Origin of the sequence: Pseudolactococcus piscium (assembly GCF_002441695.1) — a bacterium.
Classification (GTDB): Bacteria; Bacillota; Bacilli; order Lactobacillales; family Streptococcaceae; genus Pseudolactococcus; species Pseudolactococcus piscium.
Map to the genome: position 1 here is coordinate 65,430 of NZ_JXJW01000006.1, position 24,792 is coordinate 90,221.

Here is a 24,792-nt window from a genome sequence, read left to right on the forward strand (position 1 = left end):
TCGCTTATATTTTTGGTATAATATAAGAGTATAAAAAAGGAAAACTATGAAAATAAAAAACGGCGTTAATCTACATATTATTAAAGAAAAGAAGTTTAAAACGGTTCAGTTTTTAATTCGATTTCGGACAAAGATGTCCAGAGATACGGTTGCTAAGCGCGTGCTCATTTCAAACCTTTGGGAGACGTCAAATGCACAACTGCCAACAAGTCAACAGTTTCAAAAGAAATTGTCGGGTATGTACGGTGCAAGTTTTGCGACCAGTCTATCCAAAAAAGGGGATAATCATTTTCTGACAATCGGGATGAGCGTTGTCAATCCTAAGTTTGTGGCTAGTGATACGATTACAGAGGCGATAACGCTTATTCATCAAGCGCTATTTATGCCTCTTGTAGACGAATATGGGTTTGATGAGGCGACATTTGATCGAGAAAAGAAAAATCTCTTACAGTATTTAGCGTCAACTCGTGAAGATAAAGCTTATGTAGCTGCAACAAAATTGACAGCCCTTTTTTTTACGGATAAGGATATGGCAACACCAAGTATTTCGACTGTAGACTTATTGGCTAAAGAAACACGAGAAAGTGTCTATGCGTACTATCAAAAAATGGTGCAGACTGATACGATTGATATCTCTATTTTAGGCGACTTAACCCTGTCAGAAGAGCAAGCAATCATTGCCCAATTCTCAAAACTCCCTTTTTCAGATCGTGTGCCATTAGCAAGCATTCTCTATAAACAAGATCGTGCATCTATTTGTCAAGAAGCAACTGAGAAAGAGGCGGTTAATCAGTCCATTTTACAGTTAGGCTATCATCATGCTGTTACCTTTGGGGATGAGAATTACCTTACAATGCAAGTATTGAATGGTATTTTGGGTGGTTTTTCACATGCAAAACTTTTCACCACTGTCCGAGAAAAAGAAAGTTTAGCATACTATGCAAACTCGCGTTTTGATAGTTTTACTGGTTTCTTAAAAATTTCAGCGGGTATAGATGCTGCTGATCATGATAAGGCCCTCACACTCATCAAGGCTCAGGTTGCGGCCTTAATCGCGGGGGATATATCTGACAGTGAACTCAGCCAAACCAAAAATATGCTAAGAAATGCTTACTTTATCGCATTAGATTCTCCTACAAATTTGATCGAGCAGGCTTATATTAAGACGCTTTTACCAGATCGTTATTTGGCGCAGGCAGAGTGGTTACAACGCTTAGCTGATGTAACAAAAGAGGATGTGGTTAAGTTAGCTGCAACATTGAGCTTGCAGTCAGTTTACTTTATGGAGGGAGATGCTCTTGGAGATTAAAAGGTATCCACAAGTTGGCGAAGTGCTTTATAAAGAAACATTAGCCAATGGTCTCATTGTCTATTATTTACCCAAACCTGATTTTAATAAAACTTATGGGCTGTTCACCACAAATTTTGGTAGTTTAGATACCACATTTGTCCCACGTGGGCAGACCAATATGAAGACTTTCCCTGAGGGCATTGCGCATTTTCTAGAGCATAAGTTGTTTGAAAAAGAGGATGGGGATGCCATGACCTTTTTCAGTAACTTAGGTGCAAGTTCAAATGCTTTTACAAGCTTTACACGGACGTCCTATCTCTTTTCTACCAGGGAAAATATCGATCCCAATGTTGCCTTGTTGTTAGACTTTGTACAGGATCCTTATTTTACGCAAGTGTCAGTCGAAAAGGAACAGGGAATTATTACACAGGAAATTCAGATGTATCAGGATGATGCTGATTTTCGCTTGTTTTTTGGCTTACTACAAAATCTCTATCCTGACTCTGCCTTGGCCTCAGATATTGCGGGCACACCACAAAGCATTAGAGAGATTTCCGCAGAAGATCTTTATGACAACTACCGCACATTTTATCATCCAGCCAACATGACACTGTTTTTAACAGGGCCATTTGATGTCACAAGTCTATCAGCCTTAGTCCATCAAAATCAAGCTGACAAAAAATTTGATACGATCTCAGAAATAGAACGGGCACCATTTGTATCAGGAGAGCAAATACGATCAAATGAGATTACCTTTGATGTTACCATTCCTAAACTTGCCTTAGGGTTTAGAGGCTACAACAACTTACCATCAGATGATGTGGTACGCTTCGAATATAAGCTTGCCATTCAAGTCATGCTGACGATGATCCTGGGTAATACGAGTAGTCAATATGAAACGCTCTATAATCAAGGGTTAATTGATGATTCTTTTGGCTTTGATTTTGAAGTCACACCGCACTATCAGTTTGCAAGTATGACTTCTGATACATTGTATCCAACAAAACTTGCTAAAATTTTGCGTGAAACACTAAAAAGTTATAAAATAGAAAGTGATTTCAATTTAGCACATCTAGAGATTATCAAAAAAGAAATGTTAGGTGATTATTATAAAGCGTTAAATTCATTAGAATTTATTGCCAATCAGTTTTCATCTAATCTTTTTGAAGGCGTAACCTTCTTTGACTTTCCAACGATTTTGTCGGACTTAACGCTAGAGAAAATTGAGTATCATGCAGATCATTTTATAGCAGAGATGATCTCAACGGACTTCTCTATGATGCCTAAAGAATAAGGGATTAGCTTGATAAGATTAGCAATTAAGGGACGTAGATAAATACAGTAGCAAGATAAATATAAGTGACAGAAAGGAGTTCTCTTGGCACAAAAAACAGTTGGTCAAGTGCTACGTGCAAAGCGTGCAAAGCTTGATATGACGCTTAATGAAGCGGAAAATCTAACAAAAATTCAAAAAACATATATCGTTGCATTGGAACAGGATAATTATGACGCGCTTCCAGGAGACTTCTACATCAAGGCATATATTAAGCAATATGCTGAGCGACTAGACCTGGATTCTGATAAAATGATCAGTGCTTACGAAACAGGAGACTTAATAGAAGTACGAGAACCAACTGATTTTTCAGAAAATTATCGTTTTGTTAAACCTTCAGAGAGAATGGAGAAAGAGGAGCGACTAACTAGTAAAAAAAATTGGCAGCATTATCTGCCCATTACGATTCTAGGGACGGTTGCAGCCTTAATTGTGTTTAGTATTGCAGCGGTCGTGTTGCTAAATAAGCCCAAAGACAATAAGATTGCGGATAGCCTATATCGTTTTTCAGTAGCTTCTAAACCCTCCAGTAAATCTGTAGCACCTGTGGAAAAAGCGTCGACACCTGAAAGCTCATCCAAAGCAGTAGCAGTACCCAAAGCAGAGGTTAAAGTAGCAGGAGCTGGTCAAGCACTTGTTGCGACAACCAAAAATATGAATACTCCAGTTAAGGTGAGTCTTAGTGTCGCAGCTGGCACATCTGTTTGGGTTGGCATGACCAATTCTGATTTACCCGAAGGTCAAGTGACTTTAAATGACAGTACACCGGTGACACCAACTGTAACCGGTAATGAAACAGTACTAACATTAGGTAAAACAAGAGGCTTGACAGTCAAGATTGGTGACACGCCGATTGATTTGTCGGCTATGGCATCTGCTGATAGCCCAAGCACGTTAACGATCAAAATAGAATAGAGATAAGATGAAATTTACGAAAGAGAACTTACCCAATAACCTGACGATTGCACGCATATTTGCTATACCAGTGTTTTTGTTAATCATCGTTTTAGGTGGCCACTCACAAACGTGGCAAATCGTTGCCGCTGTTTTATTCGCAGTTGCTTCAGCTACCGACTGGTTAGATGGTTATTTGGCGCGTAAGTGGCATATAGTATCCAATTTTGGCAAGTTTGCGGATCCTTTAGCAGATAAAATGCTAGTGATGGCAGCCTTTATTATGCTTGTACCGCTTGATTTAGCACCTGCTTGGGTAATTGCAGTTATTGTCTGTCGCGAATTAGCAGTGACAGGCTTACGCTTACTGCTTGTTGAACAAGGTGGCGTCGTGATGGCGGCAGCATTACCTGGTAAAATCAAAACATTTACACAAATGCTATCAATCATTTTCTTGCTCCTCGGACTCACGACGATTGGGACGATTTTCTTATATATCTGTCTGGTGGCAACCATCTATTCAGGATACGATTATTTTGCAAAAAATATGAGCGTTTTCAAGGATGCGGATTGATTATTTGTCGGGAAAATCTTGCAAAAAAGATCTGACTAATATATAATTAAAACTAAGAGAGTGGCCCTAGCTGAAAAGCCACATAAATGTGACAAACAGACGATAGATAGCGACTATATAGCTAAAAAGCTAGGATTTCCTAGGAACACAAGGTGGTACCACGATATGATCGTCCTTGAGCGGATAGTTTTTGCGCTCTTGGGCGTTTTCTTATAGGATAGTTGAAAGGAAATACAAAACGATGAAATTACAAAGACCTAAAGGCACCAATGATATTTTACCTGGAGAAAGTGAAAAATGGCAGTTTGTAGAGGAGACGATGAGACAAGTCTTTGCAGCCTATCACTTTAGCGAAATTAGAACACCTATTTTTGAACATTATGAGGTCATTTCACGTTCTGTTGGTGATACAACAGATATCGTAACTAAAGAAATGTACGATTTTTATGACAAGGGTGATCGTCACATCACGCTCCGTCCTGAAGCGACGGCGCCTGTTGTTCGCGCTTATGTCGAAAATAAAAAGTTTGCACCAGAGGTTCAAAAACCATTTAAGGTCTACTATACTGGTCCAATGTTCCGTTATGAACGGCCTCAAGCAGGTCGCTTACGTGAATTTCATCAGATCGGTGTTGAAAATTTTGGCTCAAAAAATCCAGCGACAGACGTTGAGACAATTGCGATGGCCAAAGCCTTTTTTGATCAGCTGGGTGTGAAAAATATCAAATTAGTGATTAATTCACTAGGCGATAGTGATACGCGTAATAGCTATCGTGAGGCTTTGATTGTGTATTTAGAGCAGCATTTAGATAATCTTTCCACAGACTCAAAACGTCGCTTACATGAGAATCCTTTGCGGGTATTAGACTCTAAAGAAAAAGCAGATATCGAGATTGTTAAGGATGCACCGTCTATCTTAGATTTCTTATCCGAGGCTAGTCAAAGCCATTTGGCTGATGTGACCGCGATGTTAGATAGTCTTTCGATTGCTTATCAGGTGGATCAAAACATGGTCCGCGGTTTAGATTATTATAACGACACGATTTTTGAATTCATGACAGATATTAAAGGAAAAGAACTGACACTTTGTGGCGGTGGGCGTTATGACTCACTTGTGAGTTATTTTGATGGTCCTGATACACCTGGCTTTGGCTTTGGCCTAGGTGTGGATCGTCTCCTTATGGTATTAGAGGCGCAAGGGGTTACCTTGCCAGTGGCGCAAACTTTAGACGTATATGTGGTTGTTTTAGGTGCAAGTGCTAATCTCGCCGCACTCAAATTAGTTCAGTCTTTACGTAATCAAGGCTATGCTGTAGAGCGTGATGTCTTGAATCGTAAGATTAAGCAGCAATTTAAATCAGCAGAAGAATTTGGTGCGAAAACAATCATCACTTTAGGTGAGTCAGAAGTTGAGTCGGGTGATATTACGGTCAAAAATAATGTGACACGTACAGAAGTTGTGACAACATTAGCTACTATTCAAGATAATTTTGATGCTGTCTTTTCAGAATTGACGGTAAAAGATGTCTGATAAACTAAAAATATTTATGGGCCTGTCAGCGCTATCAATAGCAGCTAGTCTCTATCAAATCGTGACAAAGATGCCGAGTGCAAGTAGCGCATTTTTCATCTTCTATGGCATATTGGTTGTCTTGTTCAATCGAGACAAGGCAATCTCTAAAGATAAGGTTGCACGGCTTGTTGTGATTGTAACACTTATTTTATTACTGGTGGCAACATTTGTAACCAGATAGTGGTGATTAAGTCATCAGACTGACTGATACTGATTGGTAAAAAGGAATAAAAATTATGAAACGTACATTATATGCGGGCGCAGTCCGCACGGAACATATCGGTCAAACCGTTACACTTAAAGGTTGGGTATCACGTCGTCGAGATTTGGGTGGGTTGATATTCATTGATTTGCGGGACCGTGAAGGGATCATGCAGTTGGTCGTGAATCCTGAGCTGGTTTCAAAAGACGTATTGACGATGGCAGAAGGCTTACGCGGTGAATTTGTAATCGAAGTGACGGGTGCTGTTAATGCTAGAACACAGGCTAATGATAAATTAGCAACTGGTCAAGTTGAACTGGAAGTAACTAGCCTGTCGATTCTAAATGCTGCCAAAACAACGCCGTTTGAAATAAAAGATGGGTTAGAAGCAAGTGATGAGACGCGGATGCGTTATCGCTATCTCGACTTAAGACGTCCTGAGATGTTAACCAACTTCAAATTACGTCATCAGGTGACTAAATCAATTCGCCATTACCTAGATGATCTTGATTTTATCGATGTTGAGACACCGATGCTTACAAAATCAACACCTGAAGGTGCACGTGATTACTTGGTACCTAGTCGTATTTCAGATGGGCATTTTTATGCCTTGCCTCAGTCGCCACAAATTACCAAACAATTATTGATGAATGCTGGTTTTGACAGATATTACCAAATCGTTAAATGTTTCCGAGATGAGGATTTGCGTGGCGACCGTCAGCCTGAGTTTACACAAGTCGATTTAGAGACGTCTTTCTTAGATGAACATGAGATTCAAGAGATGACTGAAGGCTTGATCGCAAAAGTTATGAAAGTAACAAAAGATATAGACGTTACCTTACCATTTCCAAGGTTGTCTTACGATGATGCCATGAACCAATATGGGTCTGATAAACCAGATACGCGCTTTGCCATGCATCTTCTAGATGTCACAGATACCGCTAAACAAGCTGATTTTAAAGTGTTCACAGAAGCAGCAGTCGTTAAAGCTATCGTTGCAAAAAATGTAGCTGATCGTTATTCTCGAAAAGATATCGATAACCTAACAGAATTCGCTAAGCAATTTGGTGCAAAAGGGCTTGCATGGGTTAAGTTTGCTGACAACGCCTTTTCAGGACCAATTGCCAAATTCTTACCAGAAATTAGTGCAGATTTATCACACCAATTAGCCTTAACAGATAATGATTTAGTCCTTTTTGTCGCTGATGAGTTAGCTGTTGCTAATGCCACATTAGGTGCCTTACGTAGTCGTATCGCAAAAGATCAGGACTTAATCGATGACGCTAAATTCAACTTTCTTTGGGTGATTGATTGGCCGATGTTTGAATGGAGCGAAGAAGAGGCGCGTTATACCAGCGCCCATCATCCTTTTACCCTACCAACACAAGAAAGTGCGCATGAGCTTGAGGGAGACCTATCAAAAGTCCGTGCAGTTGCCTATGATATCGTCTTAAATGGCTATGAACTAGGCGGTGGTAGTCTCCGGATTAATCAAAAAGCACTTCAAGAGCGTATGCTAAAGGCACTAGGCTTTAGTCAAGAAGCAGCGAATGAACAGTTTGGCTTCTTACTAGAAGCGATGGACTACGGTTTTCCACCACATGGTGGTCTCGCACTTGGTCTTGACCGATTCGTCATGTTATTAGCTGGCAAGGAAAATATCCGAGAAGTGATTGCATTCCCTAAAAATAACAAAGCAACTGATCCGATGACGCAAGCACCTAGTCTCGTTTCGTCTCAGCAACTTTCTGAACTTAACCTAAAAATTGGAAAATAATTATGATTAACGTGTTAAAAAATTTATCCTTCGAAAAGTTGATGCAAAAATTGTCAGCATCCGTTGTTTACGCTATCTTGTCAGCGATTGCCTTAAACTTGTTTTTCCAACCAGGTCACGTCTATTCAAGCGGCATTACAGGGTTAGCACAAATATTTACGACCCTATCAGTCAGAGTAATTGGGCAAAATTTACCTGTGTCGATCACCTTGTATTTACTCAATCTTCCCTTGTTGATTTTAGCGTGGTTCAAGATTGGTAAACAGTTTACACTTTATACGGTGTTGACAGTCACGTTAAGCTCTGTCTTCATCCATATTATTCCACAGTATACCCTGGCAACAGACCCGATTATCAATGCGATTTTTGGTGGTGCTGTTATGGGTGCCGGTATTGGGTACGCCTTACGTAGTGGTATTTCAAGTGGTGGCACAGATATTTTGAGTCTGTATATCCGCAAGAAAACAGGTCGTCAAGTTGGTAATATCAGCTTAGTTTTTAATGGGATCATCGTCCTGGTAGCAGGTATATTATTTGGTTGGCAATACATGTTCTACTCGCTATTAACGATATTTGTTTCTAGTCGTGTAACCGATGCGATTTATACCAAGCAAAGAAAAATGCAAGCGACGATTATTACGAAAAATCCTGAGGCTGTTACACAAGCCCTTCACGAGGTGCTACATCGTGGCGTTACAGTTGTCCATTCTGCAGAAGGTGGTTATTCACATATCAATATGACGCTGTTAATCACGATTATTACTCAGGCTGAATATCAAGAGTTTAAGCATATTATGAAAATAGTAGATCCTGCTGCCTTCGTGTCAATTGCTGAAAATGTTAAGGTTTTAGGCCGTTTTGTCGAAGATGAAACTTAACTAAATAGACAAGGTTTCAATAAGATTGTGATAGTCGATCACGATCTTATTTTTTGGAAAGATAGATGGAGAAGTAGGATGGTAAAAGAAACTAAGTTTCATCCAATAAATTTCATAATGATTGCGCTAGGGACAGCAATTTATGCCTTTGGCTTTGTTAACTTTAATATGGCTAACCATCTGGCAGAAGGTGGGGTCAGTGGTTTGACTTTGATTGGTCATGCGCTATTTAATATCAATCCGGCCTATTCACAAATTATACTCAATCTACCCTTGTTTGTATTGGGTATTAAAATATTTGGTAAGCGAGGCATGATCTATACCATACATGGGACTGTGTGTTTGTCTGTCTTCATCTGGTTATTTCAGAGGATTACCTTTTCGATCGATATCAGCCATGATATGCTGATTGCGGCCTTACTGGCAGGTATCTTTGCAGGGATTGGTGGCGGACTGGTATTTCGTTTTGGTGGAACGACGGGTGGGGGTGATATCATCGGCCGCTATGTTGAACAGAAAAAAGGGATTGCAATAGGTCAAACCTTGTTTATGCTTGACATTCTGATTTTGACTTTATCTTTGAGTTATATCGATATTCAGCATATGATGTATACGGTCATCGCAAGTTTTGTCTTTAGTCAAGTAGTTGCTGTTGTCCAAAATGGTGGCTATACCGTCCGCGGCATGCTGATCATCAGTGAGCATCACGAAATTATCGCTAGTAAAATCATGGCAGAAGTTGACCGGGGTGCGACTTATCTTAAGGCAGAAGGGGTCTATTCAGGCCAAGATAAAAAAGTGATTTATGTTGTGCTAAGTCCAACGCAAGTACTTGCTGTCAAAGCTATCTTATCAGAGATTGATCCAGATGCTTTTGTCTCGATTATCAATGTTCATGAGGTAATTGGTAGTGGGTTTACTTCTGAATGAGTGTAGCCAATCCTATTTTTAAGATGATAGGTGCTATAAATTGATCACATGATATAGGACATTTAAAAGCCTCGCGTATGACTAACGAGAGGCTTTTAGTGTGTTCAAAAATAAATAAAAAAACCGTTGATTGCTAGATCAAAGGTTTTCTAAATAGGTATCAAATATACCAAACATGTCAAGAGAGTTATTCGCCTGATTAATGGCTTGCTTCACTTTTGCTGCACGAGGTGCACCTTTTAAATAATAGGCAGCATGCTGGCGAAACTCACGCGCGCCATTTTCATCACCTTTTAGTAAGGCTAAACGTGTCAAATGGACTTTAGCAGTCTCAATTTTTTCAAAAACTGTCGGTTCGGGCATTTCCTCGCCAGTTTCAAGAAAATGAGTTGTTCGCTTCAGCATCCAAGGATTGCCCAAGGCTGCTCTGCCAATCATCACGGCATCGACCCCAGTTTCGTCTAACATTCTTTTGGCATCTGCAGGTGTCTTCACATCACCGTTACCGATAAAAGGAATGGTCATGTGACTTGCAACTTTTGCTAGAATATCCCAATCAGCATGGCCTTCATACATTTGCGCACGAGTTCGTCCATGCATGGCAACCGCACCAGCACCAGCTTTTTCGGCTGCTAAGGCATTCTCCACAGGGAAGAGATGATCATTATCCCAACCCGTTCGCATTTTAACCGTTACTGGGAGGTCAATGGCAGATGCGACAGCAGACACGACATCATAAATCTTATTTGGATCAAGGAGTAAGCGCGATCCGGATTCGTTTTTTGTCACTTTTGGCACGGGGCAGCCCATGTTGATATCAATGATATCAGCAGTCGTATGTGCCTCGACAAATTTAGCAGCCTCGACCAAGGTAGTAGCATCACCACCAAAAATTTGAATGGATAATGGATTTGGTATGCCATCAAAATCAAGCATAGACAAGGTTTTGGTATTGCGATGCTCAATTCCTTTGTCAGAAATCATCTCAGTTACGACCAGCCCAGCTCCAAACTCTTTTGCTAAGCTCAAAAATGCTTTATTTGAAATGCCAGCCATAGGTGCTAGCACGATTCTTTTGTTTATGTCGACATCGCCAATTTTCCAGGGCGTCGTATAGTTATTCGTCATTTTTTATCAGTTCTTTCAAATTATTTTCAGAAAAATCATAGACTGTCTCGCAGAACTGACAAATAATTTCAGCACCATGATTTTCAGTGATTAAACTTTCTATTTCAGTTTTACCGAGACTTTTGATGCCATCAGAAAAACGGTCTCTTGAGCAGTCGCAGTGGAAAGCTAGGGCAGATTCTTCAAGTATCTTGTACTGGTCTTGTCCATAGATAGCATCTAAGATTGCTTTAGAATGGTCATGAGAGCATAAGAGGTTAGAGATAGCCGGCATGGCTTGAATTCTAGCTTCAAGTGCTGCTATTTCAGCATCAGGTGCATCAGGCATGACTTGTACTAAAAAGCCACCTGCTACTTTGACCGTTTCATCTTCATTTAATAAAACGTTAAGGCCGATAGCTGAGGGTGTCTGTTCAGACGTCGTTAGATAATAGGCCAAGTCTTCCCCGATTTCTCCAGAAATTAAGGGTGTTTGACCAGTATAAGGGGTTTTAAGCCCCATGTCTTTGACAACCGAAAACCAGCCTTGACCGACGACATCACCAACTAAAACTTCGCCAGTTGACCCGCGTTTGTAGTCAACATTTGGTTCTTTAATATAGCCTTTGACATTACCACGTGTATCCGCAACGGCTATCATCATCGTAATTGCCCCGTTACTTTGGACACGTACAGTAATCGTGTCATCTCCTTTTTGATTGGCACCTAATATTTGCGCAGCAATCAAGGTACGACCCAGTGCAACGGTTGAACTAGACCAGGTTTTATGTCGTGTTTGTGCCTCAGCTACTGTTTGTGTTGCATCCAGTGCATAGGCTCTAAAATAACCATCATTTGATAGTGTCTTGATAATCTTATCCATAGCCTCCATTTTATCATAAAAGTGCTTGAACTGCAGAAGCATTGACTGACAAAATAGACTAAATTTTGTTCAGTAAAAAATTTTTGACATCGTATGTTTTGTCGTGTATAATCCATTAAGGTAGTTTAAGCAATGGTATTATTTATAGATTAAGGCGTTAGAAAAGGAAAAATATGTTAAGAAAATTAAAGAAGATTAGTCTTAAGGCTAAAACATGGCTACTGTTAGGCATTGTTTTATTCTCAGCAATGAATGTAAGTGCTATAGTAGATGCGGCGACATCAAATACTAAGGATTGGGGAGATCAATTTGTTACAAAAGCTGAATTGAGAGACAAAAATCATAATCCTAAGACAGATTTTGGCATTTATGATGATATGGAAACACATTGGGAGTTTCTTATCAAAGCAGGTACCGGTATTCAATCCGGAGATACAATGACCATCAAAAATCCAGAGGTCTTGACTTTACAAGCTGATTTGACTTTTGCTATTAAGGATAGTAGCGGTAACGTAATTGGGAATGCATTTGCAAACCATAATACTGGCATCGTTACGATTACTTTTACAGAAGTAGCTGCGGCATCCGGATCACACGATATCGAAGGACACTTTGATATGTGGGTACATTGGGATAAGACAAAAGTCAAGGAAGATACCGATGTCTCTCTAAACTGGGGAACGGTTGGTGAGTCAATTATTTTTATCAATCCAAGTGGTAATGGCAAGCCAGATGATGATGAGGGTCTCCATAAATGGGGAAGTGTAGATGCAAATGATCCAAGCCTGATTCATTGGACTGTTAGAGTGAATTATTCCAAAACAGCAATCAAAAATGCTGTTTATACAGATAATGTTGGTCCCAATCAAGAACTAGTGACGGATTCAATTTCAGGCTACCATGTCGCTTCTTTTGATAGTAATTGGAATGCTGTACCAGGTACTTATATCTCTAGTGAAAGTATAACAGAGGCTGATAAGTCGCATTTTTCGGTTAAATTTGAAGACTTAACAGATTGTGTTTATCTTGACTATGATACGCGAGCAACTGATGGTGGCTATGCCTTAAACTACCAAAACTCAGGAACTTTATCTGGTGACAATATTGAGAGCAGACTTGTTGATGTTTATACACCAAATAGTGGTGGCGGTGGCGGAGGAGATATGACTGTTTCCGTAGCCGGTAAGAAAACATGGATAGACGATAATAATTCTCAAAATGCAAGACCAGATGCGATTACAGTTGAACTGTATCAAAATAATGAAAAGATAGATGCAAAAGTTGTTACAGCATCTGATAACTGGATGTACAAGTTTAATGCACGGCCAAAATTTGATACAAATAATCAGACCTATCAATACTCGGTTAAAGAAGTTCCTGTAAATGGCTATACGTCCGATATAGTGGGATATGATATCACCAATACATATACTGATTTACCAGTAATACCGGATGTCTCTGCCAAGTTGAGCGCAAAAAAAGTATTGACAGGAAAAATACTGACAGCTGATGCTTTTAGTTTTGAATTGCGAGATGTAGACGGCAATGTGTTGCAAACAAAGTCAAATGATAGTCAAGGTGCAATTAGTTTTGACAGCATCAACTATAGTCAACCAGGTACTTACCAATACACGATAAATGAAGTAAAGGGTAATGCGTCTGGCATGACTTATGACGACCATAGTATTAAGGCAACAGTGGTTGTTACATTGGAACATAATCAATTATTAGCCGTGGTGACTTATGATGGCAATCAAACTTTTAACAATAGTTACCTACCCACACCCGCAGTTAATCCAGATTTACCAACGCCAGTTGCCCCAGCGACAAAAACGCCAGCTGATCCTAGCGTAGCATTACCGGCAACGGGAGAAGAAAAAGGAATGTTAGCTATTGTTCTAGGAATTATCATGATCTTAACAATAGGTTACGTCTATTTTGAAAGAAAAAAATCTAACTAATAAAGTTATCTGATTTTTATGAGTCAGTCAAGAAAATGTTTAGTAAGCAATAAAGCGACTAAGCATTTTTTTGTAACGCATAATCTAGGGGTGTAAAATGTGATCGGGTGGATGCATTCATTCATTATAAAAGAAATTAAAAATAGCAACCCTTTATGGGTTGCTACTTAATATCGTATCTTGTAATTCATCGTTTAATCAGGCATTATCTTGTACGTCTTGTCATGATAAGTACTTTTCAGCAATTTTCTTATCACCTGCATAAGGGGTGTGAACGCCATTCACTATCTGATAAGCATCGACCCCTTTGCCAGCTATGATAACGGCATCATTAGGACCAGATGTTTGCTGCAAGGCAGTTTGAATTGCGACTTCACGGTCGATAATAATCGAGATATCACGGTCGATAAAACTCGCAATTTCTTTAGCAATAGCTGCCGGGTCCTCAAAGTTTGGATCATCTGCTGTTAAAATGACATTGAGATTCGGCAAGCCATTTAAAAGCTCCCCTATCCCTTGTCTACGGCTTTCGCCTTTATTACCAGTCGTCCCGATGATGACTGTGACTTGACCGGTTTGATGTGGGAGCACGACATTAATTAGTTTGTCTAGGCTATCTGCATTATGGGCATAATCTACAAAAACTTTGGCACCATTTGCTTGCTTGATCACTTCCATACGGCCTGGTACCGTTGTTTTGGCAATACCTTTCTTGATATCGGACATCTCAGCTCCTAGTTGTAGGGCAGAGAGTGCAGCTGCTACAGCGTTCTCTTGGTTGAAGTGGCCAATCAGCTGGATATCAAATATTTGGTCTAGTGCTTGGAAACTGAAGGCCTTAGATTGGGTGATTGGGTGGGTAGAATTGTCGCCATAAAATGCATGATCACAAGTTAACTCAGACTTGATAAAATCGAAGTGATCCATTTCAGCATTGACAACAGCAAACCGTGAATTTGCGAGTAATTGGCGCTTGCAGTAGAAGTAATCTTCAAACGTCGGGTGCTCGATCGGTCCGATGTGATCGGGAGAGATATTTAGGAAGACACCAACATCGAAGGTCAAGCCATAGACTCGAGCTGTTTTATAGGCCTGAGAAGAGACCTCCATGACCAGGTGTGTCATACCGTTACGAACGGCTTCGCGCATCATGCGAAACAGGTCGATGCTTTCAGGTGTTGTTAGTTGTGACTTGAAAAAGGTTTTGCCATCTAGTGTTGTATCCATCGTTGAAAACATGGCGGTCTTATGGTTATTATGCACATCTAGAATATTTTTGGCAAAATAAGCTGCAGTCGTCTTGCCCTTTGTTCCTGTGAATGCCAATGTTTTAAGGTCATCTTGGGGGTTACCGTAGAAGGCCATGGCGATCAAACTCATGGCATGTTTGACATCATTGACAATAATCGCAGGGATGCCAACTTCATAGTCTGTCTCAGAAATATAAAAGGGAATGGCTAAATCAGCTAAGAATGCGCGTTTAAATTGGCTACCTTTGGCGAAAAAAAGGGTCTTTGAAGCGACCTCTCGGCTATCATATGAAAGGCTATCAAAAATAAAATCAGTCTGTTCAGTGTTAAAATAAGTGCCATCTATCAGGATATCGCGGAAATTATGATCATTTTTCAGGATAGTTACAACAGTTTTCAAAGTTATCATAGCTCCATTATATCATACCTGAATAGTCATGGTGCTTGAGAACAAGATAACGCATACCATTGCTGAAATGTAAGTTAGTTAAAATTAGTATCCCATCTACTGGCTATTGATGTGAACAGATGCTTTGGTATTATGTCAGTCTATCAAGACAAAATTGCCTTGCCATCGGCATATTTTTGGTAAACTGATTAATGAGGAGTAACTTATATGCCAGAATTACCAGAAGTAGAAACCGTACGTCGCGGGCTTAATAAACTTGTTAGTGGTCAAAAGATAATCTCTGTTGAGCTTAACTATAACCGGATGATCCAGTCGGAGCTATCAGAATTTTTAGCTTATCTACCAGGCAAGACGATTTTGACTGTTAGCCGTCGTGGCAAGTACTTGTTGTTTGAGCTAGGGGATAAGACATTGATCAGTCATCTGAGGATGGAAGGCAAGTACCAGCTGTTCCCTAGTGAAGCAGTACCTGATCATAAACATTTTCATGCTTTTTTCGCGCTATCAAATGGTCAGACCTTAGTCTATCAAGATGTTAGAAAATTTGGTACGATGGAGCTGGTTGATCAGGGCAAGCTGCTTGCTTTTTTCAGGGGTAAAAAAATTGGGCCAGAACCAATAGCATCAGAGTTTACCTTAGCACCTTTTCAAGAAAAGCTTGTCAAGAGTACAAAAAAAATTAAACCGTATTTACTAGACCAAACCTTAGTAGCAGGACTAGGCAATATCTATGTTGATGAGGTGCTATGGTTGTCTAAAATCCATCCATCAGAAATTGCGAGGAATTTATCAAAGAGACAAATTGCAGATTTGAGACAGGCCATCATTTCAGTATTAGACGAGGGTGTCAAGCGAGGCGGGTCTACTATTCGGAGCTATAAAAATGCTTTGGGGATGGCTGGTACCATGCAAGACAGTCTGAAAGTGTACGCAAAGAAAGATCAGCCTTGTCAAAGATGTGGTAGACCAATCGAAAAATATAAACTTGCGGGGCGCGGCACGCACTTTTGTCCACACTGTCAACACCTAAAAAAAGGGTGAGAGTTGCGCAATTGATATCGGTTATACGTATATAAAAATAGACAGAAAAATGGTATAATAAGATACTATGGACTTGCGATAAATTCTTGAAAACAGCCTTGCTAGTCGTTAAAAGCAATCCCTGTTCGCGATGAGTTTTAGCGATAGGTTCACTACTTTAGAGGAGATAAACATTGGCAAAAAAAGTTAAAAAAAATCTAGATGATATTACTAAAAAATTCGGTGATGAGCGTGAAAAAGCACTCAATGACGCACTTAAAATTATTGAGAAAGATTTCGGAAAAGGCGCATTGATGCGTCTTGGAGATAAAGCAGAGCAAAAAGTACAAGTCATGAGTTCAGGGTCATTGGCTCTTGACATTGCCTTGGGTGTTGGTGGCTATCCTAAAGGACGGATCATTGAGATCTATGGCCCTGAATCTTCAGGTAAAACAACTGTTGCGCTTCATGCGGTTGCACAAGCACAAAAAGAAGGTGGGATTGCCGCATTTATCGATGCAGAGCATGCACTTGATCCAGCCTATGCAGCAGCACTTGGCGTTAACATAGATGAGTTATTACTATCTCAACCAGACTCTGGGGAGCAAGGTCTTGAAATCGCTGGTAAACTGATTGATTCAGGTGCGATCGATTTAGTGGTTATTGACTCAGTAGCTGCACTTGTACCACGTGCCGAAATTGATGGTGAAATCGGTGATTCTCACGTCGGACTGCAAGCGCGTATGATGTCTCAAGCCATGCGTAAACTCTCATCATCTATCAATAAAACAAAAACAATCGCGATTTTCATCAACCAATTGCGTGAAAAAGTTGGTGTTATGTTTGGTAGTCCAGAAACAACACCTGGTGGTCGTGCCTTGAAGTTTTATGCCTCAGTTCGTCTAGATGTCCGTGGTAATACACAGATTAAAGGAACCGGTGAAGATAAAGATACAGCAATGGGTAAAGAAACTAAGATTAAGGTTGTCAAAAACAAAGTTGCCCCACCATTTAAAGTGGCAGAAGTTGAGATTATGTTTGGTGAGGGGATTTCACAAACAGGAGAACTTGTCAAAATTGCAACTGATTTAGACATTATCAAAAAATCTGGTGCTTGGTTTGCTTATAATGATGAAAAAATTGGACAAGGGTCTGAAAAAGCTAAATTATACTTAAAAGAGCATCCTGAAGTATTCCAGGAGATAGACCATAAAGTTCGGAAACACTTTGGCTTGATTCCTGAAGCAGCAGCCTCAGATAAATCAAACGAAAAACCTGCAGCAAAGGCGACTAAAGAAAAAGCTAAAGTTTCAGAGCCAGAGCTTGTATCACTAGAGTTAGATACGATAGAGATAGAAGAATAAATTGCTCACCAAAATGCAACTTAAATATGAAAAATGAGTAACAATTCCGTAAAAAATGTGATTTTGTACGGAATAGGTCTTTTGACTGATGACAAACTGTGCTATAATTGGTAACATATAATTAACTTGATCAACTAAAATGAAATTGGATGGTTGACTGGGTATAACTTGATACGCGTTAGCATTATCAGCACGGAGGCAATATATGATAACAATTTACACGGCTCCATCATGTACCAGTTGCAAAAAAGCGAAACAATGGTTAGCAGTTCATGACATCTCATATGATGAGAGAAACATTATGTCGAGCCCTTTATCTACTGATGAAGTCAAGCACATTCTAGAAAAATGTGATGATGGCATTGAATCTTTGATTTCTAACCGAAATCGGTTTGTTAAGTCATTGAATGTCGATTTTGAAGAATTGTCTCTTTCTGAGGCTGTTTCGATTATATCTCAAAATCCACAGATTTTGCGTCGCCCAATTATATTGGATGATAAGCGACTACATATTGGCTATAATGAAGAAGAAATCCGTGCCTTTCTCCCACGTAATGTTCGTGTCCTTGAAAATGACGGCTTACGCTTACGCGATGCCATCTGATGTATTGATAAAAACCGACCAGTTGATGGCCGGTTTTTTTGTACATACTCAAGTCTATGTGCATGCAAAATATTGATACTTGAATAAGGGGAGTCACACAAATTTGATGCGTCACTTCTCTTTAAGTTTGCACTTTATACAATAAAGGGCTATACTGTCTCTTTGAAGACTAGGTTCACTAAAAAGAAAGGGGTGTCTTTATGTTGACATCTAAAAACAAGTTTAATGTCGTTTATTTTATTCTAGGATTAGTACTATTACTTACAGGGATAATCTCATTTTTAAATCCTATGAAGAGTTTGGTCGCAATCGTTCTTATTTTCGCAATTTCTGCTATTTTCGAAGGTATTATTCAACTGGCTTTCCGTCGTCGATTGAATGAGTACACTGGGCATAAGGCAAATTCTATTTTAGTATTAGGAATTTTAGATATTCTGATCGGGTTGTTTCTGTTATTCAATATGAGTTTCGGTGTGCTTGCATTACCCTACATATTTGCGATTTGGTTTATCATTGACTCAATTGGTGAATTAATCATAGCTGATGTTTTCAAAACAGTCAGTACGAGTTATTATTGGTTTAAAGTAGTTATGAATGTTTTAGGCCTAATTTTAGGGATTATGATGTTATTCAATCCAATTGTTTCTGCTTTGACAATCAGTTTTCTAGTTGGCCTATATTTCTTAACTTCAGGTATTGATTTTATTGTCACATCTTTCTAGTATCATTTGGAAGGTAGCCACTATTTAATGCCTAGTCTTACAGTTTGTATGGTAGTAGCACGTTTTAAAATCATGCTGCTTATGTGCTAACGTATCAGCAAGTACCTCGGTACTTGCTTTTTTTCTTATCTAATGTACCCTATTTTAACAGTCTTGCGTATTTAGGCTATCAAATTAGCTGCTTAATGTGTTTGCATTAAATACCTTGTTTAGGGCAACATAGGCTATTAAGTTGGCGGGAATCTCATACATCTATTGCTTACTGCATCCGCTCTTCTAGAAAATGGCTTAATTTTGTTCGGTTTATTTTAATTTTTTTTCCTTTGTCAATTAACCCTTGATCCCGAAAGTGTTGAAATGTATAGAGTAGATGTCGATAACTAACCCCTAAATACTCAGCCATCTCTGTGTGCTTTTCTTGATAGTGATCGTCAACAGTGATGATTAATAGTAGTTCTGCTAATCGATATTTAAATTCGTATAACTGGCTGTGTATGGCGCGTTCTGTTCGCTCTAGTAATTTTTTACCTGTATATTGGCTGATCATGCGTAAGAAAGCATTATCATCTAACAAGTGCTTCTCAGCATAAAACATTGGGATCGCTAAGCAGACACTATTACCTATAGAAATGATATCTTTCGTCGTTTTTTCTGCACCAACTAAGGTTAACTCACCTATAAAATCCCCAGGGTATAGAAATTGTAGAATCGCTTGCTTGCCGTTTTCTTCACCTTTCACTAGTTTTGCCTTGCCATCTAGCAACAGGTATAAGTAGTCGATTGAACTAGAGGCATGCTGTATCCATTCTTTATTACCATATGTCATCAGATAACTGATGGACAAGATATTCTGGTCAAAAGGTAACGCCGTGTTATACATGTTAGCAGCTGTTTCCTGATTAAATTTTATTTTTTTCATGGGTTTTCCTATATGTGCTAAATCTCATATTTTTTGATTTTATTATAGCATATAATATAGAAAAACCAATAAGGAAGTATCATAATGACTGTAAAACAAACCCAATTTTTTTATTCAATTATCTTTTATCTCATCAGTGCCTTTGGCATTAGCTTAACGATTATTTCCAAAATAGGTGTTAGTAGTTTCAATGCTTTAAATCTAGCAATAGCTCAAGAACTAACGATGAAAGTGGGTACTATCACGATTTTCATTAATTTACTATTTTTATTGGCTTGCTGGCTGTTAGATAAGCATAGAAAAGTAAAAGATTATCTTGTAATCGTGCTGGCCCTCATTCTCTTTGGCACAGTTGTTAATTTTTTTGTTTACTATATGTTTTCAGGCCTATTCATAAGCACTTATGGGATGCGTATGCTGCTATTTATTGCTGGCGTTATTATCGCAGGATTTGGGACAGGCCAAGTATTGAGATTAAAAACGTTACGCTTCCCAATTGAACACTTTTGTTTGCTCTTAAGTGAGATGACGCATCAGAAATTTTCAGTTTATCGCTATAGTATTGATGTGCTTTGCGTTATAGGTTCTCTAGGGTTGACCAGTCTATTTCACCTACCACTATTTGTGCGTGAGGGGACGATAATCAGTCTCGTTCTGCTTTCTTACATGATTAATCTATCGAAGAACTTATCAGTGAAAGGTTTGTACATGAAGTTGATAAGCAGATTTACCAAAAAAAGTTAATGGTCTAGCTGATGTTACATGTTGGCGATAGAGGTTAAAAATACATGAATACCTGCTAGCTTTCCTCTGTTATAGGCCCCCCCCAACCTACAGGACTTACTTAGCATAAAAGTTGTCACTCGACTTTTTTTTTAGTATGATATAGGCAGTAGCTGTGTGATGCCGATCTCTAAATTATTGAGAGATGCGCGTGTCGTTTCGCTAGATAGTCAGATAGGCAGATACATGGTGCCATGCTAAGCATCATCCAGGAGGCGTGTAGAATGATTGTGTATAGAGAAGCAAAACGAACTGAGCAAGCAGCGATTGTTGCGCTGTTAACAGCCTCTTTTATGGATTATGCTTATTATAAACTATATGTAGATCAAGAAGAGAAACGACAAAAATTTGTTCGTGTGATTCAAGAGTTATGTGTGGTAACATCAATGCGTAAAGGCTATCCTATTTTAGTCGGCTTGATTGATGATGTCATTTGTTCAGTAGCCATACTAGTACCACCCAAAGCCCCTAAAGTCAACTTGATTGATTATATACTTGCTGGTGGGCTCACGTTATTACGTCATGGTGGCATCAAAGATACAGCTGGTTTCTTAGGCCTACTAGAAGAAAGCAACTCAGTTTGTCATAGCACCTATCCCGATGCTTGGTTTTTAGAACTGTTTGCTGTTTCAAATAACGCTCAGGGGCAGGGTGTAGGCGGTAAAATGCTAAATGAATTTGTCATACCTTATATCGCGAATCAAGGTGGTGGTACGTTGACATTTATCACAAATTCAGAAGTGAATCGCCGATTTTATAAAAAGAATGGGTTCATTGAGTTTCATGCAGGTGAGATTCATCGACGTGATAAAGTCTTATTCAATTGGAGCTATCAAAAACATATTGTCGCGGATAGAACTTAGCTGGTATAAGTTGTCATTTGGGAGGGTGAGATGGAAAAATTTACAGATGCAGACTTGTTTTGGACAAGAGAACCAGGACAAGTTGTGATTGAAGATGATAAAATTGAGATCATAACAGAACCATTTACGGATTTATGGCAAAGGACTTACTATGGGTTCCAAAACGATAATGCCCCTGTGTTACAGACGAAGACAGATGACCCATTTTTCTCATTTGTGGTGAAGACGACATTTGATAGTTCACACCGATTTGATCAATGTGGCATTGTCATCTACTTAGACTCAGAGAATTGGTTAAAGGCGTCAGTTGAATATGAAAATGACATCTTTCAAAGATTAGGTAGTGTCGTCACAAATCAAGGGTTTTCAGATTGGGCGACGACTGACATCTCGACTGATCATAGAGAAGTTTGGTATCGACTGAGTAGAAGACATAGTGATTACTGTATCGACTATAGTTTTGATGGCGTGCTATTTAAGCAAATGCGGATTTGTCATCTGAATCAAGGGGATGCAACGATATCCTTTGGTATCTATGCCTGTAGCCCAGAAAATTCATCATTTACAGCCACTTTTGAAGCACTATCGATAACAGATTGTAAATGGCCCCCTCATAGCTAATCGTGATGTATGGGGATGTGACGATTGGTACAATACATAAAAAAATCCTGTAGGCCGAATACGCCCTACAGGATTTTTTATGATAGTAGATAAATGCTGATCTGATAAGTAATAGGCTTGAAATTAAGTTATCCGATACCTATTGTAAAAAAGAACAGCTGGTCAGAATAATTGAGACGTGTAGTCCCTTTAAAAGTATGATTAAGGACCTGCATCTGATCGGTTATAATCCCATCTACGCCATAAAACTGCATTCTAGACATGGTATCCTCGTCATTAGGTGTCCAGGCGAATACTTGCTTTCCCTGAGCATGAGCTGAGTCAATAAATTTAGCATTTAGCGTTGTATATTCGATGGTTAAGAAATCCATTTTTCCTGTTGGGGGACCAACTAAGCTAAACGGCATAATATAGCCTGCGGTGACAGTTGGAGAAAGTTCCTTTATCTTTTCAATAATGTCATAAGAAAGGGATTGGATGACATGGCCTGATTTCAATATCTTGTCTTGATACTTGTTTAGAAAATTGGTGAGCATTTCAGGACTATCATCCTTGTTTGGTTTGATTTCAATCATCAGTTTTTGATTGAGTTTTTGTGCAGCTGCCAAGTAGTCATCAAATGAAACAATAGTCGCAGTCTGTTTATTTTCATGAATCGTTAGCTTTGTCAGTTGGCTGAGTGTGAGCTGATTAGGCTTTTCATTAACGCCAGTCAATGCTTTGAGGTTATAGTCATGATAGACGACAAATTGATGGTCTTTGGTTTCTTGAATATCCATCTCAACGAATTTAGGATGTGTGGTTTGACTGGTTTTCTTGAGTGAGGCAATCGTATTTTGGACACCATTTTTATTGTCGACGCCTCGATGGGAAACGCCAACTGGCCTTGCAGCCCTAGGATTTGAAAGAAAGGCGACATTAGCTTGGGTAACAAAAGAGATAACAAGTAGTATCAGAATGCCTATCATGACATCCTTAAGTCTTTTTTTATTGAGAGAAGGCGTAGGACGATGGGTTGGTATGAACCAACTTAACCGATCAAGTAAAAAATTGCCTTCTTTCATATAGTCTACAGTAATGAAAAAAATACTAACTGTAGAGAGCACAATGTTAACTAGCCAAAGGATTTGAAGCAGGGTCATGATGATAATGGCAGACACAAAACTAAAGTGAGGTAGCAAGACTTCTATGCCGTGTTGTATCAAAAGCAGTAGCCCTTGAGATAAGCCCATCATTAGTGTGAGGGTCACTGAGACTACCAAGAATTGAAAAAGAATCTTGAATACATCTCTTTTGGTCCTTTGCCAACTAAGGGCTATCGCATGCTTAAAGGGCTGATCATGCAGAATCATTTCAGGTAGTGTAAAAATAAAGCGTATTGCTAGATAAATGAGTAATAGATAAACTAAAATAAAGAGTGCGATGTACAAGCGTCTGTATTCAAAAATGACGTCTAAAATAAAAACAGGTATTCTGAATTTTGCAAGGAGAGCGGAGTTAAAACTCATGCCAATCACAGGTAACACTAAAAAGAAATAGAAGAGGAAAAAGGCAAGTGCACCGCCTTTTATTTTTTTGATTTGAAGGAATGTGCCTTTGAGTAAGTCTTTCAGTACAACTTGCTGTTTTTGTTCAATAAAATAAACAGTTAAGAGTAAGAAAGTAAATTCAAAATAAACGGAGACTAGCAGAAGTAAAAGCATAAAAATGAGGCTAGCAAATATGACTGAATGGTGACGCAGGATATTGCCGATGTTATCATAGGAAATATAGTTGATTCCCCCCTGATTAAGCAAAAGTTTTGTGAGTTGTGAAAGTGATGGTGTTAAGATGAATAATAAAAAAACGTGCATTAATAAGACATCACGGTAATAGTGTCTTGTTGTTCTGATAAATCTAAAAGCTTTCCTAAAGTTTGTGCCTAAGTTGGTCATAACTACTCCCTACTGATGATACCTGTCGGCATCACATAAAAACGCCTTGAATTTTGGCGCAATGATACTTTATTATACCGCTATACAGGGGAGATGTCATTGTTATTATTATTTTGATGAATGACTGCACTATTTCTATGACAAGTTAACTTATATTATTGACAAGTTAGCTTGTCAAATGATATACTGTTATCAGATGGAGGATGACATGAATCATAAAAAAATTTTAGAAATGGCACAGCAGGAAAACCTAGATGAAGGCAGATTATATGAGTTGAAAAATATATCGAGCGTACACTACATCATGCTTTTGGCCGCTTGGGTGTTCATTTTTGCGATCAGATTAATTCACAAACAAGCAACAACTGACTTGTTTTTCATGGTGTATTTATTAGCCTTGGGACATGAAGTCTATGCCTTTAAAAGGAAAAAATCAATGATTAGTTTAGGCGTCAGTGCCATTTTAGTGGTTGCTGTCTTAACCACTGGTTGGACACTGATGAGCGTCATTTTAAAATGATGCACAAAGATAAACTTGAGCTAAAGAATAGATTGAAAGTTGCACGTGCTGAAAAAAAACTCAATCAGAGTCAGCTTGCCAAACTGGTTGGTGTGTCGAGACAAACGATTAGTAATATCGAAACCTATGAATATATTCCCTCTGCTAAATTAGCCTTACTGCTTTGCATCGCATTAGATGTAACATTTGAAACCTTATTCTATTTTGAAGACTAAGCAATAATACCGACAGCATAATCGCTTTTGTTGGTATTTTTGCTTTGTTACGATAGTTAGTCTACAAAAGCAGGATAGCATAATAGTGTCACTGAAAATTAGGGATTTGATTCAAGTTTGAAGCACAAAAAATTATTGAGAATAGCTCAAGAGCTAAACGGATTA

Annotated in this window: 24 protein-coding genes; 19 read left to right on the forward strand and 5 right to left on the reverse strand. The window is 39.0% G+C overall.

Going from position 1 to position 24,792, the window contains the following annotated elements; genetic code table 11:
- The first annotated feature begins 46 nt into the window (after positions 1–46).
- The 9 genes from yfmF (at position 47) to RU86_RS04250 (ending at position 9,452) form a co-directional block, all read left to right on the forward strand.
- The gene (gene yfmF / locus RU86_RS04210) at positions 47–1,309 is read left to right on the forward strand and encodes an EF-P 5-aminopentanol modification-associated protein YfmF (RefSeq protein ID WP_096814205.1); all 1,263 of its coding nucleotides are present in this window, start codon (positions 47–49) and stop codon (positions 1,307–1,309) included.
- Positions 1,299–2,585: an EF-P 5-aminopentanol modification-associated protein YfmH gene (gene yfmH / locus RU86_RS04215; RefSeq protein WP_096814235.1), complete on the forward strand. Its 1,287-nt coding sequence runs from the start codon at positions 1,299–1,301 to the stop codon at positions 2,583–2,585. The genes yfmF and yfmH overlap by 11 nt, the downstream gene beginning before the upstream one ends.
- 84 nt (positions 2,586–2,669) lie before the next feature.
- On the forward strand, positions 2,670–3,539 hold the full coding sequence (locus RU86_RS04220; RefSeq protein WP_096814206.1) for a helix-turn-helix domain-containing protein: 870 nt from the start codon (positions 2,670–2,672) through the stop codon (positions 3,537–3,539).
- Between the two features lie 7 nt (positions 3,540–3,546).
- Positions 3,547–4,092, forward strand: a complete 546-nt coding sequence (pgsA, locus tag RU86_RS04225) for a CDP-diacylglycerol--glycerol-3-phosphate 3-phosphatidyltransferase (RefSeq protein WP_096814207.1) — start codon at positions 3,547–3,549, stop codon at positions 4,090–4,092.
- Between the two features lie 241 nt (positions 4,093–4,333).
- Entirely contained in the window at positions 4,334–5,623 is a 1,290-nt protein-coding gene (gene hisS, locus RU86_RS04230; RefSeq protein ID WP_096814208.1) for a histidine--tRNA ligase, read from the forward strand.
- Positions 5,616–5,846: a hypothetical protein gene (locus RU86_RS04235; protein WP_096814209.1), complete on the forward strand. Its 231-nt coding sequence runs from the start codon at positions 5,616–5,618 to the stop codon at positions 5,844–5,846. Before hisS ends, RU86_RS04235 begins: the two co-directional genes overlap by 8 nt.
- Before the next feature lie 55 nt (positions 5,847–5,901).
- On the forward strand, positions 5,902–7,644 hold the full coding sequence (aspS, locus tag RU86_RS04240; protein WP_096814210.1) for an aspartate--tRNA ligase: 1,743 nt from the start codon (positions 5,902–5,904) through the stop codon (positions 7,642–7,644).
- Positions 7,645–7,646: 2 nt separating this feature from the next.
- The gene (locus tag RU86_RS04245) at positions 7,647–8,522 is read left to right on the forward strand and encodes a YitT family protein (protein ID WP_096814211.1); all 876 of its coding nucleotides are present in this window, start codon (positions 7,647–7,649) and stop codon (positions 8,520–8,522) included.
- 78 nt (positions 8,523–8,600) lie between these two features.
- On the forward strand, positions 8,601–9,452 hold the full coding sequence (locus RU86_RS04250) for a YitT family protein (RefSeq protein ID WP_096814212.1): 852 nt from the start codon (positions 8,601–8,603) through the stop codon (positions 9,450–9,452).
- 138 nt (positions 9,453–9,590) lie between these two features.
- On the opposite strand, the gene dusB is transcribed toward RU86_RS04250, so the two are convergent.
- On the reverse strand, positions 9,591–10,580 hold the full coding sequence (gene dusB, locus RU86_RS04255) for a tRNA dihydrouridine synthase DusB (protein WP_096814213.1): 990 nt from the start codon (positions 10,578–10,580) through the stop codon (positions 9,591–9,593).
- Positions 10,570–11,442, reverse strand: a complete 873-nt coding sequence (gene hslO / locus RU86_RS04260; protein ID WP_096814214.1) for an Hsp33 family molecular chaperone HslO — start codon at positions 11,440–11,442, stop codon at positions 10,570–10,572. Before hslO ends, dusB begins: the two co-directional genes overlap by 11 nt.
- A 173-nt stretch (positions 11,443–11,615) precedes the next feature.
- Here hslO and RU86_RS04265 point away from each other — a divergent pair, with 173 nt between their 5' ends.
- Positions 11,616–13,403, forward strand: a complete 1,788-nt coding sequence (locus RU86_RS04265) for a collagen binding domain-containing protein (protein WP_096814215.1) — start codon at positions 11,616–11,618, stop codon at positions 13,401–13,403.
- Positions 13,404–13,625: 222 nt separating this feature from the next.
- Here RU86_RS04265 and RU86_RS04270 read toward each other — a convergent pair whose 3' ends face one another.
- The gene (locus RU86_RS04270) at positions 13,626–15,062 is read right to left on the reverse strand and encodes a UDP-N-acetylmuramoyl-L-alanyl-D-glutamate--L-lysine ligase (RefSeq protein ID WP_096814216.1); all 1,437 of its coding nucleotides are present in this window, start codon (positions 15,060–15,062) and stop codon (positions 13,626–13,628) included.
- 207 nt (positions 15,063–15,269) lie between these two features.
- On the opposite strand from RU86_RS04270, the gene mutM reads away from it, so the two are divergent.
- The 4 genes from mutM to RU86_RS04290 all read left to right on the forward strand — a co-directional run bounded on the left by mutM (position 15,270) and on the right by RU86_RS04290 (position 18,772).
- A complete protein-coding gene (mutM, locus tag RU86_RS04275; protein WP_096814217.1) occupies positions 15,270–16,103 on the forward strand; it encodes a DNA-formamidopyrimidine glycosylase in 834 nt (277 codons plus the stop codon).
- 173 nt (positions 16,104–16,276) lie between these two features.
- Entirely contained in the window at positions 16,277–17,446 is a 1,170-nt protein-coding gene (gene recA, locus RU86_RS04280; protein WP_096814218.1) for a recombinase RecA, read from the forward strand.
- Positions 17,447–17,651: 205 nt separating this feature from the next.
- Positions 17,652–18,050, forward strand: a complete 399-nt coding sequence (spx, locus tag RU86_RS04285) for a transcriptional regulator Spx (protein ID WP_047916282.1) — start codon at positions 17,652–17,654, stop codon at positions 18,048–18,050.
- A gap of 200 nt (positions 18,051–18,250) precedes the next feature.
- Positions 18,251–18,772, forward strand: coding sequence for an HdeD family acid-resistance protein (locus tag RU86_RS04290; RefSeq protein WP_096814219.1), 522 nt, complete (start codon positions 18,251–18,253; stop codon positions 18,770–18,772).
- Between the two features lie 259 nt (positions 18,773–19,031).
- Here RU86_RS04290 and RU86_RS04295 read toward each other — a convergent pair whose 3' ends face one another.
- Positions 19,032–19,691, reverse strand: coding sequence for a cyclic nucleotide-binding domain-containing protein (locus RU86_RS04295; RefSeq protein ID WP_096814220.1), 660 nt, complete (start codon positions 19,689–19,691; stop codon positions 19,032–19,034).
- A gap of 84 nt (positions 19,692–19,775) precedes the next feature.
- On the opposite strand from RU86_RS04295, the gene RU86_RS04300 reads away from it, so the two are divergent.
- From RU86_RS04300 to RU86_RS04310, 3 genes are all read left to right on the forward strand, one after another.
- Positions 19,776–20,435 (forward strand): DUF6198 family protein, encoded by a 660-nt coding sequence (locus tag RU86_RS04300; RefSeq protein WP_096814221.1) that lies wholly within the window; start codon positions 19,776–19,778, stop codon positions 20,433–20,435.
- A gap of 263 nt (positions 20,436–20,698) precedes the next feature.
- Positions 20,699–21,337 (forward strand): GNAT family N-acetyltransferase, encoded by a 639-nt coding sequence (locus tag RU86_RS04305; protein WP_179296196.1) that lies wholly within the window; start codon positions 20,699–20,701, stop codon positions 21,335–21,337.
- 30 nt (positions 21,338–21,367) lie between these two features.
- A complete protein-coding gene (locus tag RU86_RS04310) occupies positions 21,368–21,958 on the forward strand; it encodes a DUF1349 domain-containing protein (RefSeq protein ID WP_096814223.1) in 591 nt (196 codons plus the stop codon).
- A gap of 128 nt (positions 21,959–22,086) precedes the next feature.
- Here RU86_RS04310 and RU86_RS04315 read toward each other — a convergent pair whose 3' ends face one another.
- On the reverse strand, positions 22,087–23,892 hold the full coding sequence (locus RU86_RS04315; protein ID WP_096814224.1) for a glycerophosphoryl diester phosphodiesterase membrane domain-containing protein: 1,806 nt from the start codon (positions 23,890–23,892) through the stop codon (positions 22,087–22,089).
- A 208-nt stretch (positions 23,893–24,100) separates the two neighbouring features.
- Between RU86_RS04315 and RU86_RS04320 the strand changes: the two genes are divergently transcribed.
- Both RU86_RS04320 and RU86_RS04325 read left to right on the forward strand, forming a co-directional pair.
- Positions 24,101–24,412 carry a DUF6442 family protein gene (locus tag RU86_RS04320; protein WP_096814225.1) on the forward strand — a complete coding sequence of 104 codons (312 nt, stop codon included), beginning with the start codon at positions 24,101–24,103 and terminating at the stop codon, positions 24,410–24,412.
- Positions 24,412–24,627 carry a helix-turn-helix transcriptional regulator gene (locus RU86_RS04325; RefSeq protein WP_096814236.1) on the forward strand — a complete coding sequence of 72 codons (216 nt, stop codon included), beginning with the start codon at positions 24,412–24,414 and terminating at the stop codon, positions 24,625–24,627. Before RU86_RS04320 ends, RU86_RS04325 begins: the two co-directional genes overlap by 1 nt.
- Positions 24,628–24,792: the final 165 nt, after the last annotated feature.